We start from the raw sequence: 12,155 nt of genomic DNA, 5'->3' as shown, positions 1-12,155 counted from the left end.
AAGGTAATTAATATTGTTACTGAGATATTGGTTTGTAGGGTTTGATTAATTCATTTTTCCTAATAGTTATAAGGAAAAATTTTAGTTGTCAGATATTGTAGACTTTTAGGGAACAGGTAACCGAAAATAAACTGTATTTTATGAATATGAGAACCCCTATATTATAGACTTTTAGGGAACAGTAAAATTATTACATCTGATTTCTGATTGCTATTAAGATATAAATGCTATATTTATTTGTTATTCCTTCTTCCTTCTTCCCTCTTAATACAATTTATTAATTATTTATACTTGAGTGGAAAATTACTTTATATTTTACTATTTTTCCTGCACCACCTAACACCTTTTTCAGAATATATATAGCTAAGAAAAAATTGATTAGAACATAGACTGATGATGAATCTTAGACTAAGAAATGTTTTTCCGACTGTTCCCTGTTTCCTGTTCCCTGCTATAGCAAAAATTATAGAATATTTGCTATTACTTCTTTATTCTTCAATCAAAATTAATTATGCTAAGTCGCGTTGCAGATTCAATTTATTGGCTAAATCGTTATGTTGAACGGGCAGAAAATATTGCTCGGTTTGTTGATGTTAATCTAAATTTACTGTTAGATTCTCCTAGTTTGGTTCAACAGTGGCAACCTATAGTTATTACTACTGGAGATTTGGCTTTATTCCAAGAACGTTATGGTGAAGTAACAGAAGCAAATGTAATTCAATTTCTCACTTTTGACCGAGATTATCATAACTCAATTCTTTCCTGCCTACGCTTTGCCAGAGAAAATGCTCGTTCTATTAGGGAAATTATTTCTTCAGAAATGTGGGAGCAAGTTAACTCATTCTATTTAATGGTAAAAGATGTGGCTAATAGTGGTTTAAAAACTTCTCAATTACCAGAATTTTTTCAGGAGGTAAAAATGGGTGGACATCTCTTTACAGGAATCATGGATGCCACTATGAGTCATAATGAAGGATGGCATTTTGGCAGGATGGGAAGATTTTTAGAAAGAGCTGATAAAACTAGCCGTATTCTTGATGTTAAATACTATATTCTTTTGCCTTCTATTAAAGATGTTGGGACTCCACTAGATGAAGTGCAATGGATGGCATTGTTGAAGTCTGCAAGTGCTTATGAAATGTACCGTAAACGTCAGCAACATCGAATTACTCCTGATGGAGTAGTAGAATTTTTAATATTAGACCGAGAGTTTCCCCGTTCAATTCAATATTGTTTGAGTGAAGCAGAGCGATCTCTCTATCAAGTTATTAGACCAACTCAAGGTATTAGAAAAAATCCTGTAGAAAAAGTATTAGGTCGTTTACGTTCTGAGTTAGATTATTTAACTGTTGAAGAAATAGTTAAAATGGGTTTACACGAATTTCTCGACAATTTACAAACTCGAATAAATCAAACGGGAGAGCAAATTTTTGAAACATTTTTTGACCTCAAACCTACTGAAAGTAACAGTTCAATAATTAATAATTAACAATTAATAATTAATAATTACCTCTTCTTAAAACAGATAGGATTGGTTCAAAGGAATTTTTTTGTTCTCAAGGGGAGATTGGATATGGCGCACTTCGGAGCGGCTCTGAAATAGCGGGAGACCTCGCCATCCCATCCTGCGGAATGCTCCGCAAACGACCGCTTTCTTGGTCGATTGGATATGCCAAGCGAGGAGACCTCGGCATCCCATCCTACTCCATGCTTCGCAAACGACCGCTTTTTTATCCTTGAAAGGAGAGGCTTTAAACCTTAATTTTTCGGTAATAGGGAGTAGCTCACAAGGGTAGGTTTTTGACTTTCTGGTTATGATATAAAATCCGGTTAAATACTTTTTATATAGTTGGGAGAGATGGGGAGATTGAAGTGTAGATAGAATTATAAACATATACTATATAACTACTATATAACCGAATTCTATATGACTAGACTTCAAGAACAAGGAGGACAAGCTGACAAGAGAGAAAAAAGTGTAGATATTAAGAGCTATTTACAGCAAAAGAATAATATAGTATTTCTCCTTCGATGGGAAACTATGGGTGATAGCTCAAAAATTGTCATTAGACTACTTGCTCATTTCCCTACTCCCTACTCTCAAGAAGATGTGGCAAGAATGAGTGAGATTTGCTATTAACTAGAAACACGGAAAAACCATAATCCTCTTATCTCAACCATAATTGCTGTAACTATACAAAACTTAATGTTATTGTTATAGTAGTATTAACTTTTTAATCAATTTCAAACTCATCTTCGAGAAATAACAACTACTCGAAAACTTTAACCCATTGATTTTTATGAATAATTTATCTTCATCTACTCAAAACTCCGAACAAACAGAGACAGAAACAAATACTTCCACAACCGAACCAAAACCTAGTTATGTAAAACTCGCTATGAGAAATATGGTGAGGAAAGGTGGTACATCCCTCAAACATTTTGTCCTGACAACCATTACACTTATAGGAATTTTAGTTGGTCTTGCCTACCTAACGCGATAATTATAGCGCTATGCGCAAGTCAAAAGTCAAAAGTAAAAAATCAAAGGTCATCTATTACTCAGTTTTCGGTGCCCAAATGTTTCCCTACAGGATGCTACGCATTCATGTCGGGGATCGTGTCATGTCGGCGACAGCGGAAAACCCAAAAGGATTTACCAATGTCCGCGCCCTAAATGCGTAGTGCTATAAAATCCTATTTTTTAGCGGAAAGGAGAATTCTACGGTTGTATTTGGAAGTAAATATTCAGGATTGTTTTTGGTCATCTTCTCCGTTAGAAGTAACAAAAATAAAGGCCCAAGATGATTGGGATAACTTTTGTCCCATATCTTCCCAGAATTGGGAATATTGGTTTCGGAAATGGCTAGAAATCCTACAACCAGATATTCCAGTTGCTCAAAACTATGAACTTAGTCTACGTTTAACAGACGATTCTGAAATTCAAACCCTTAATAGTCACTATCGTTACCAGAATCAGCCAACAGATGTTTTAGCCTTTGCCACTCTGGAAGTAAATGTTCCTCAGCTAGAAATAGTAGATTCCGATATACAAATATATCTGGGTGATATAGTAATTTCCATTGAAACAGCATTTCGGCAAGCTAAACAACAGGGGCATCCATTAACAACAGAATTAGCTTGGCTAGCTGTCCATGGCTTTCTACATCTGCTCGGATGGGATCACCTTGATGAAGAAAGTTGGCAAAAGATGGTTAAACAACAGTTATTTTTGCTTCATGCTGTTGGAATTACTATTAGGGAACAAATTACTCCAGACAATTGACTAAACTCAAAGTAACTTTTTGACTTTTTGGATAAACTATTAATCGAGCAAGCCTCATATTATTTGGGCCTTGCATATAAAATCAAACTGAGGTGGATACTTTATGGAACTGAATGAGTCATCAATCTCCTACGATGAAGTGCCTTTTATACATCAACCGAAAAATTCTGTTACTACCAAATTAAATACTCCTAAAAAGACAGTAAAACTGAACAGAGAATTATCTTGGCAAGTAGCAAATAGTCTTTTTACTAGCTTCAAATATGCTTGGGCAGGATTGTCTTATGCTTTCCAGACTCAACGTAATTTTCGCATTCATACTTTTATCGGTATTATAGCTATTGGTTTGAGTATTTTATTGGAATTACAACCTATAGAAATAGTAGTTATTGTATTAACAATTGGATTGGTAATGGCTATGGAATTATTGAATACTGCTATTGAGTCAGTGGTAGATTTAACTGTTAAACAGCATTACCATGAATTAGCAAAAATTGCTAAAGATTGTGCTGCTGGTGCAGTTTTAGTTTCAGCAATAGTAGCATTACTTGTGGCAAGTTATCTAATTTTACCCCCTTTATTAGATTTAGTTATTTCTGCTCTTGGCAGTTAGCAACTAAGTTGTTTGCCACCCTTGACTTGAAAATATTTGATTTTCACAGCAAAAATTACTTTTACCACAGCTATAATTAAAGTACTGGAGAGTACAAAGTTCTTATGAAAAACTATTTCCTTTCAAGACTGAAAGTATTACTGGAAAAGGCTTAGAGCACCTACAGTTTTAAATGGCGAGTTTCTAACCTTGAGATCCCTGAAAGCCTTAGCTAGCAATAGTTATTCCAAGAACTTTGCACTGTATAGTTACCTAACTACTTACCTCATAATAGAAATAAGCGATAGAACTCCGTTCCGCTGTTGCGTTTCGGCTGTGGCCGACATGAAAAGCGGATCAAGTGCGGTAGCTATATCGCTCATTTGTAAAATGATTAAATACATCTAGGATAAAGGGTAAGCATTCAGCGGTCAGCTAGCCTCCTGGGTTGTAACTTTGTTTTTCATGTCGCGCAGCGAAACAGCTATCAGCTTTCTTACCTTTAAAGGAGGAAAAAGCTATTGAGAGATTTCTAAGAATTAGTTAAAATTTAGTATAAGTTAAATGAATACTTGCTTAATTTATTATTCATTAAAAAGCTGAGAGCTGACAGCTAATAGCTGAATGCTTACAATAAAGGAGTAAAATACTTTGATTATAGTTATAGATAACTACGATAGTTTTACTTATAACCTAGTACAATATCTGGGTGAGTTAGGTGCTGAATTAGCAGTTGCAGCTAATATTAAAGTTTGCCGCAATGATAAAATTTCCGTGGCAGAAATTAGGGAGTTAAAACCTGATGGAGTTGTTATTTCTCCTGGTCCTGGTCGTCCAGAAGATGCGGGAATTTCTCAAGCATTAATTCAAGAATTAGGAGAAAGTTTACCTATATTAGGAGTGTGTCTGGGTCATCAAAGTATCGGTCAAGTATTCGGAGGAAAAATTGTGGCTGCTCCAGAATTAATGCATGGTAAAACTTCAGAGATTTATCATAATCAAGTAGGAATTTTTCAAGGATTAGATAATCCCATAAATGCAACTAGATATCATAGTTTAATTATTGACAGGGAAAGTTGCCCTGAAGTATTGGAAATTACGGGATGGGTTGAGGATGGAACTATTATGGGTGTAAGACATAGAAATTATCCTCATATTCAGGGTGTACAATTTCATCCCGAAAGTATTTTAACTAATTCCGGAAAGTCGTTACTGAGAAATTTTTTGGTAGAATTATGAAAATTTGAATGGTAGAAGTAAGGAAGAGGGAACAGGGAAGAAGGAAGAGTGATATTTGCCCACTTGGGTCAGAAGCTAAGTGTCAAAATTTAACTAAGACGTTTGAGTTAAATCAATACTGCCTAGATCGGGAGGCGATCGCTCAGACCTATATCTAAAATCTCATAACTAAGACGTTGTAGTTAAATCAAAATATATAGTTAGTTTTTCTGTGAGACTAAAAAGCTGCCTAGTTAATTAGAAGTTAAATTCTTACTTTATTATTTTAATCAAACTAGAAAAAATGTTTAACTGATAAATAATAACTGATTAAAATGCTCCCCAATAAATTTGATTATTACTATTTTTAGTGTCTGTAGCATCTGGAGATAACTCAACATTAATAATCTCCTCATTGTGAAAAGACCTAATTCTTAATTCATCTAAAAGCAAACTAATATTTTCAGCTTCGGCATCAATAATACTGGCAAGAGGTAAAAGATTATCTAGGGAAAAATTTCCCAGTTGACTATTAATAATTTCTGCAAAATGACAAAGCATAATATATCTATTAACACTGGCAGTAAGATAAAAAATTCTCTGGTCAGCATCAAAGTAATGAACTCCAGGAATAGATGAGGCGACTAAACTTTTATCCTGCAAAACTAAATCTACATTAATCTGACTGGCAGGTACAACTTTGGCTGTTTTTAACCAGTTTAGATCGATTTCTAATTCTGAGTCATGGTAGTGAAAAATTAATCTCTGTAAACCATCAACAAATTTTGGAGAGTTAAGAGTATTTTGCCATTTCATACACCATTTATTAGCTTGGTTTTCATCAGCAGGTTGAACATTTTTAGGAATCTCAATTACATCTTTGAGTAAAGATAAACTACCTGCTAATTCTGCTAGTTTGGGAGAGACTTGAGGATGTAACAAACGGCTATTATCTATATAATCTATCCACCAATGAGCATCAGGTATTAAAATTTTATTGGCAGGAATTAATTGATTTTCAGCATTCAGAATAGGTAGATTTGTAATAGAACCTTTCTCTAAGTATAATTGAGCTTCTAAACGTTGAAAAACTTGAATAATACAGGTTTTATCTGCATCATTTAGAGGTGAGCGATCAAACTCCGTTCCGCTGTCGCGAACGCTCTCTTCAGCTATTTCTTGAATAAAGTCTATATAGTCTGTGAGAGTCGGAGATGTTCTTTGTCCTAAAAGTTGATAAACTTCTGCTAAAGGATGAGAAATAGTCAGACAAATACGACGACTACCAAAAAAAGGAACTTCGACTTGAAAAGTATGTTTTGGTTGCCAGAATTTATTATTAGATTCATCCCACAAACAAGGGTGATGACTGAAACGAGATTGAATTTCTAATTTTTGTTGTTCTGTCACATTTCGATTATCTACAAAATGTTTATACAGGTAATCGTAAATAGCATTAATGGAAGTTAGGTTGACTAAATTATTATTCATTATTTTTGGTTATGAGTGCCAGGGAAGTAAGAATTCAGAATTCAAAATTCAGAAGTTAGAAGTTAAATTCTTACTATGACTAAATCATAAATTCTGGTTTGCTCTGGAATTTCTAGGGAAAGTTGTCGAAATTTGTCTGGGAAAAATAGAGGTAGGTGAAATTTTTCTTTTTGACTAAATTGAGATTTTTGAGTAGTCGATGAAATTTAGGTCTGGGTAATCATAATTTTTGCCTCACTCTGGAATTTCTAGGGGAAGTTGCTGAAATTTGTCTGGGAAAAATAGAGGTAGGTGGAATTTCTCCTTTTGACTAAATTGAGATTTTTGAGTAGATGATGAAATTTAGGTTTGCTGAATCATAATTTTTGCCTCACTCTGGAATTTCTAGGGGAAGTTGTGGAAATTTTTCTGGGAAAAATAGAGGTAAGTGGAATTTCTCCTTTTGACTAAATTGAGATTTTTGAGTAGTCGATGAAATTTAGGTCTGGGTAATCATAATTTTTGCCTCACTCTGGAATTTCTAGGGGAAGTTGCTGAAATTTGTCTGGGAAAAATAGAGGTAGGTGAAATTTCTCCTTTTGACTGAGTTGGGATTTTTGAGTAGTCGATGAAATTTAGGTTTTCTGAATCGTAATTTCTCGTGCGCTCTGGAATTTCTAGGGGAAGTTGCTGAAATTTTTCTGGGAAAAATAGAGGTATAGCAATGTGCGCTGGCATATTTACACATTATTTTTTTTACGCCTTTTGTAGAATGCACTTTGAGCTGGGCCTTGTAAATACCTGAGTGCTCATTGCTATAAGTGGAATTTCTCCTTTTGACTAAATTGAGATTTTTGAGTAGTCGATGAAATTTAGGTCTGGGTAATCATAATTTTTGCCTCACTCTGGAATTTCTAGGGGAAGTTGCTGAAATTTGTCTGGGAAAAATAGAGGTAGGTGAAATTTCTCCTTTTGACTGAGTTGGGATTTTTGAGTAGTCGATGAAATTTAGGTTTTCTGAATCGTAATTTCTCGTGCGCTCTGGAATTTATAGGGGAAGTTGCTGAAATTTTTCTGGGAAAAATAGAGGTAGCTGGAATTTATCCTTTTGACTCTTTTGGAATTCTTGAGTAGTCGATGAAATTTGGGTTTGGTTAATCATAAATTCTGGTTTGCTCTGGAATTTATAGGGGAAGTTGTGGAAATTTTTCTGGGAAAAAAAGAGGTAGGTGGAATTTATCCTTTTGACTCTTTTGGAATTTTTGAGTAGTCGATAAAATTGGGGTTGGCTGAATCATAAATTTTGCCTTCCTCTGAAATTTCTTGAGACAATTGTGGAAATTTGTTTGGGAAATATAGAGGTATATGTAGTTTCTGCTTTTGACTAAGTGTAGAATTTTTTTTACTTGTTTCCTATCCTACTCTCCATCTTCCCTATTTCCTACTCCCCAATTAATTATTGTCTCGAAATGGTCTAGTACCATATTTGATTCTACAGTTATAAAACCAAGTTCGCGCCGATTTTTTTCTTTTAGTAATTCAGTTTTTCCAGCAAATATAGGTTTTTGACTAGCTACTAAATGTGCTTCTTCAATCAAACATAAATCTTGGGGACGGTATAATTTAGGTTTGGGTATTAAAGCAGCAGCATATTGATTGAAGACTTCTGGGTTTCTTTCAGCGGGTAGCCAATATTTTTCCCGGAGACTTTGCAGTAATTTTTCACTTTTCACATCTTCCCAGTTATCTAATATATAGTCAAAAATATTGAGTAAAGATTCAGAGACAGAATCTACTCCAAAACGATTTGCTTTCTGAATCAAATTATCTATAGATGTTAATAAATCTGCCACAGTCAGAATTTTTTTCATGCCTAACTCGACAAAGAAGTTAAGCCACTCATCAGATTTATCAGAGTAAAAATTCATATCTGGAATTGCAGCTTTACTTCCCATAATTTGAGGTACTATTTCAATTTCCGGACTATATATTGATTCTATCGAGCGTAATCTTCCGTCGTTACATCGCACTAAACTTGCGGATTTAATTTGCTGTTTAAATCTGTCAAAGTTTTGACTGTTTGTTTCTGATTCTAGTTCTGTTTGAATTTTACCAAAGTTATCTCTAATCCAACTTAATACTATTAGTTGTTCCTCGTGAGCCAGGGTAGGATATTCCGGCAACAAACAGTCAGTAATTAATCGCGCTTTACTTAAAAATGGAACGCCAATAAATTTAAAAAGTGGCAACCACTCATATTTAGTTACGCCTAATTTTAAAAGTCGGAAATTTTCGATAAATTCTGGTGGTTGATATCCCTCAGCAGGTAGATAAATATTTTCCTCATCCAGACTAACAATTTCATCGGTAACTGTTAAATATATTGGTAACTTACTTAGTTTTTCTTTGTTGGCAGGACTATATTTCTTATCCCCGTTTAACCAGAGACTATCTGCAAAATAATTTAGCAAAGTTGTATAGTGCTGTCGGTGATAAATTGGTAAACCTTGACTTTCGTAAATTCCATATAAACTATCTAAAACATCTGGTGCTGTAACTTTCCAAATTAGTGTTTCTGGATATCTATCAAAAAATTTGAAAATAGCCTCCTCAAGTTCTTTAGATACTTCAATTAAGTTCACGCCAAAATATTTGATTGCTGCAATAATTTCTACATCAATATTATCTCTACATAACAAAGGAGTTTCAATTAAACCACCTCGATAAAGCTGATCATCATTGCCAGGAACTAATGGAATTTTCTTCAATTCATCTACAGGTAAATTCTCGTTTGTAAAATAACGATAAACCAAAATTAACCACTTTTCATTAGGAGGATTTTCTCCAGTAGGTTGCCACTCAGTTGAATCAACAATATTAGTTAAATTTCTAGCAACTTCAGTGGCGTTCATATATGAAACTCCTTCTTTTCTGTAGAGATTTATTCCTTGACACAAATCTGAATGTAGAAACCATTCTGGATAATCGACAAATATTTCTCTTTGAATTTCCGAGGTAGGAATAAAGATAGGATTTCTGGCACCATAGCCAAATACTTCCAGAGAATTATTAGCCAAAATAGCTAATGGTAAACCACACAAATCTTGAGAATTATCCTCCACACAATAACCAAGCATATCTATTACCCATTGCCGATTTTTCAGACTTGCTTTAGGAGCATTTTTTAATGGCAAACCTAAAGATTGATTCATCCTCAAATGATTCCTTAAATCTACAGGTTTCAACTCAGCAACTTTACAACCAGCTTCCGCAAAAGCAGACAAAATTTTATCTGGTATTCGAGGTTCAGAAATATCAATTTCATCCGCGCTTAAAGGAGCAACTAATTTTCTTTGCCAACTCTTAGGAAGCACCTTAACTTTTGCGGGAGTAATCCATTTTTTTGTAGCGATCGCCTGTTTCCCACTTTTCTGTTTTGCCTCTAAATATTCCACACCAGATTGAATAACATTTCGCTCATATAAAAGCCTAATTACAAAAATATATAGTTGCTCTAAAGCTTTGCTAGTAGTAACTTTTATTGTCGGGAAAAAATCATATAACTTTTGTGGTTGATACTTGCCAATATCCTCTACTAAAGCGGTAATTAAATTTGCATAAGCATGAGCAACAACATGATGCACAAGTAGATAATTCCAAATTGCTCTAGGACGATCTTTTCCTGTTTGCCCACTGTCACTACTTAAATTATCACGAGAACTGTTTAAGTTAAAAAAGCCATTAATATGAATCGGTAATTCTGACTCTAAAGGTAGAGGCAAAAAACAATATATTTTCCCCTTAACTTCCCTCACATTTCCATCACTACTACTGCTAGAAATTCGGGCAGCAGCACCTGCCCAAGGAATTACTTTTTCTTGACTTTCATACATAGCTCGAATAACTTTTGCCAATAACCCTTCAGCATCAGTCCGAATAATTCCTACTATTCTCCAAATTGAATTTATTGTACTTTCTGCCGTGACAGTTTCTATTTCGTGGCGGTAAGAAATTGAAACTAAAGCAGCGGGATTATTTTGACACTGTTGAACTAGAGAATCCACATCATCAGGAATAGCCGATAATAATTTATTTCTAGCAGCTTCTACCTCAGAAATATTTTTAGTAACAATGCTAAGAACTTCCAATTTTTCCCCATTACCATCCGCCGGAATTTCATAAACCCGAATTTCCGTAATTGACTTGAGAAATAAAAGAATTTCCTCCCCAGACTTAACCAACTCCTCAATCAATTCCCTAACATTAGATTCCGTGAAAGCTTGTTTCCTAATCTCACTATTTTTTGCTTGTATTTCCGTTCTTAAAGGCAAACGAAACAAAGTTCCTTGAAAATCCTCAGTACCAAACAACAACCCACCTGCTTCATAAACCCTCATAAAATCAGGATATTGCTCATACCAATTCTCAACAGCAATATTCCATTCTCTCCCCGGTTCCTGTCGAGAAGTTCCCGGAATAGCAGCACCGTGAGGGTCAAAAAATATTAGACTTTGCCGAGAAATAAAACTCGGAAAATCCGTGACGTGATAAATAGCATTAAAACCCACTCCGAAGCGACCAGTTTTTTGTAAATCTTGGGATTTTTTACTTTGCCCTAAACTTTTAATACTCTCAAAATCTTGGTCTCGAAAAACTTGATTGTTGTAGACTAAAATTGCTGGTCCTATCAATTTTTCCATCCGATTGTCAGGCAAATTTTTAAATTGATGTCTTCGCCAATCTAATATAATTTCAACTTTTGTCGCTTTAGCATCATCAGCATTTTGAATTAACTCTTTGAGAATCCCTACACCTTCTGGATAATCTCGAATAATTCCCCTAAGACGAGCTATTAATGGTTCAGATTGATAGAAAGATTTACCACCTATTTTTTCTGGATTAGATGCCATGATTTTTGTTAGTTTATCCAATTTATTTAAACCTTGCCCTTAAGGCTAACGTCTTAGAGTAGTATACCAATTATTAAAAAAGGAGAACTAAATTTTTGCCTAGTCACAAGGAATTTATTTTCTCCTAAAAGTTACTTATCTATAGAATTTAATTTCGGGATTGATTCTACTTTTGACTTTCTTGGTTTTTCTAGTAATTATCAACAAGAATAGTAGGACAAGAAACAACTCTAAATTTTTACCTACTCATCAGCAGTTTCTTTCCTCCTAGAAGTTACTTATCTGTAGAATTTAATTTCACGATTTATTCAACTTTTAAGTCTCTTGGTTTTTCTAGTAATTATCAACAAGAATAGTACGGCAAGAAACAACTCTAAATTTTTACCTACTCATCAGGAATTTATTTCCTCCTAGAAGTTACTTATCTATAAAATTTAATTTCGGGATTGATTCGACTTTTGAGTCTCTTAGTTTTTCTAGTAATTATCAAAAAGAATAGTACGTCAAGAAACAACTCTAAATTTTTACCTACTCATCAGCAGTTTCTTTCCTCCTAGAAGTTACTTATCTGTAGAATTTAATTTCACGATTTATTCAACTTTTAAGTCTCTTGGTTTTTCTAGTAATTATCAAAAAGAATAGTACGGCAAGAAACAACTCTAAATTTTTACCTACTCAT

10 protein-coding genes are annotated in these 12,155 nt (G+C 34.2%); 7 read left to right on the top strand and 3 right to left on the bottom strand.

The window, feature by feature from the left end:
- Positions 1 to 511 precede the first annotated feature (511 nt).
- From ACP6PM_RS04815 to ACP6PM_RS04785, 7 genes are all read left to right on the top strand, one after another.
- Positions 512 to 1,489 carry an alpha-E domain-containing protein gene (locus ACP6PM_RS04815; RefSeq protein ID WP_426582345.1) on the top strand — a complete coding sequence of 326 codons (978 nt, stop codon included), beginning with the start codon at positions 512 to 514 and terminating at the stop codon, positions 1,487 to 1,489.
- Positions 1,490 to 1,927: 438 nt separating this feature from the next.
- Complete coding sequence (locus tag ACP6PM_RS04810) at positions 1,928 to 2,140, top strand: hypothetical protein (protein WP_426582343.1); 213 nt, start codon at positions 1,928 to 1,930, stop codon at positions 2,138 to 2,140.
- A 160-nt stretch (positions 2,141 to 2,300) separates the two neighbouring features.
- Positions 2,301 to 2,504, top strand: coding sequence for a DUF3285 domain-containing protein (locus ACP6PM_RS04805; RefSeq protein ID WP_426582342.1), 204 nt, complete (start codon positions 2,301 to 2,303; stop codon positions 2,502 to 2,504).
- 224 nt (positions 2,505 to 2,728) lie between these two features.
- Positions 2,729 to 3,286, top strand: a complete 558-nt coding sequence (gene ybeY / locus ACP6PM_RS04800; protein WP_426582341.1) for an rRNA maturation RNase YbeY — start codon at positions 2,729 to 2,731, stop codon at positions 3,284 to 3,286.
- Positions 3,287 to 3,389: 103 nt separating this feature from the next.
- On the top strand, positions 3,390 to 3,899 hold the full coding sequence (locus tag ACP6PM_RS04795) for a diacylglycerol kinase family protein (RefSeq protein WP_426582339.1): 510 nt from the start codon (positions 3,390 to 3,392) through the stop codon (positions 3,897 to 3,899).
- 630 nt (positions 3,900 to 4,529) lie between these two features.
- Positions 4,530 to 5,117: an anthranilate synthase component II gene (locus ACP6PM_RS04790; protein WP_426582337.1), complete on the top strand. Its 588-nt coding sequence runs from the start codon at positions 4,530 to 4,532 to the stop codon at positions 5,115 to 5,117.
- Between the two features lie 8 nt (positions 5,118 to 5,125).
- Entirely contained in the window at positions 5,126 to 5,275 is a 150-nt protein-coding gene (locus ACP6PM_RS04785; protein ID WP_426582335.1) for a hypothetical protein, read from the top strand.
- 151 nt (positions 5,276 to 5,426) lie between these two features.
- On the opposite strand, the gene ACP6PM_RS04780 is transcribed toward ACP6PM_RS04785, so the two are convergent.
- The 3 genes from ACP6PM_RS04780 to ACP6PM_RS04770 form a co-directional block, all read right to left on the bottom strand.
- Positions 5,427 to 6,587 (bottom strand): hypothetical protein, encoded by a 1,161-nt coding sequence (locus ACP6PM_RS04780; protein WP_426582333.1) that lies wholly within the window; start codon positions 6,585 to 6,587, stop codon positions 5,427 to 5,429.
- A 492-nt stretch (positions 6,588 to 7,079) separates the two neighbouring features.
- Positions 7,080 to 7,304: a hypothetical protein gene (locus ACP6PM_RS04775; RefSeq protein WP_426582331.1), complete on the bottom strand. Its 225-nt coding sequence runs from the start codon at positions 7,302 to 7,304 to the stop codon at positions 7,080 to 7,082.
- A gap of 680 nt (positions 7,305 to 7,984) precedes the next feature.
- Positions 7,985 to 11,476 (bottom strand): sacsin N-terminal ATP-binding-like domain-containing protein, encoded by a 3,492-nt coding sequence (locus ACP6PM_RS04770; RefSeq protein ID WP_426582329.1) that lies wholly within the window; start codon positions 11,474 to 11,476, stop codon positions 7,985 to 7,987.
- Positions 11,477 to 12,155 lie beyond the last annotated feature (679 nt).

This window comes from Dapis brunnea BLCC-M229 (assembly GCF_050015995.1).
Lineage (GTDB): Bacteria > Cyanobacteriota > Cyanobacteriia > Cyanobacteriales > Microcoleaceae > Trichodesmium.
This window is presented reverse-complemented; position numbering and strand designations above follow the sequence as displayed.

What these genes read in the sequence shown, in the direction of transcription:
- ACP6PM_RS04815 (WP_426582345.1), top strand. Translation starts at nt 512, where the DNA reads ATGCTAAGTCGCGTTGCAGATTCAATTTATTGGCTAAATCGTTATGTT.
- ACP6PM_RS04810 (WP_426582343.1), top strand. Translation starts at nt 1,928, where the DNA reads ATGACTAGACTTCAAGAACAAGGAGGACAAGCTGACAAGAGAGAAAAA.
- ACP6PM_RS04805 (WP_426582342.1), top strand. Translation starts at nt 2,301, where the DNA reads ATGAATAATTTATCTTCATCTACTCAAAACTCCGAACAAACAGAGACA.
- ACP6PM_RS04795 (WP_426582339.1), top strand. Translation starts at nt 3,390, where the DNA reads ATGGAACTGAATGAGTCATCAATCTCCTACGATGAAGTGCCTTTTATA.
- ACP6PM_RS04785 (WP_426582335.1), top strand. Translation starts at nt 5,126, where the DNA reads ATGGTAGAAGTAAGGAAGAGGGAACAGGGAAGAAGGAAGAGTGATATT.
- ACP6PM_RS04780 (WP_426582333.1), bottom strand. Translation starts at nt 6,587, where the DNA reads ATGAATAATAATTTAGTCAACCTAACTTCCATTAATGCTATTTACGAT.
- ACP6PM_RS04775 (WP_426582331.1), bottom strand. Translation starts at nt 7,304, where the DNA reads ATGCCAGCGCACATTGCTATACCTCTATTTTTCCCAGAAAAATTTCAG.
- ACP6PM_RS04770 (WP_426582329.1), bottom strand. Translation starts at nt 11,476, where the DNA reads ATGGCATCTAATCCAGAAAAAATAGGTGGTAAATCTTTCTATCAATCT.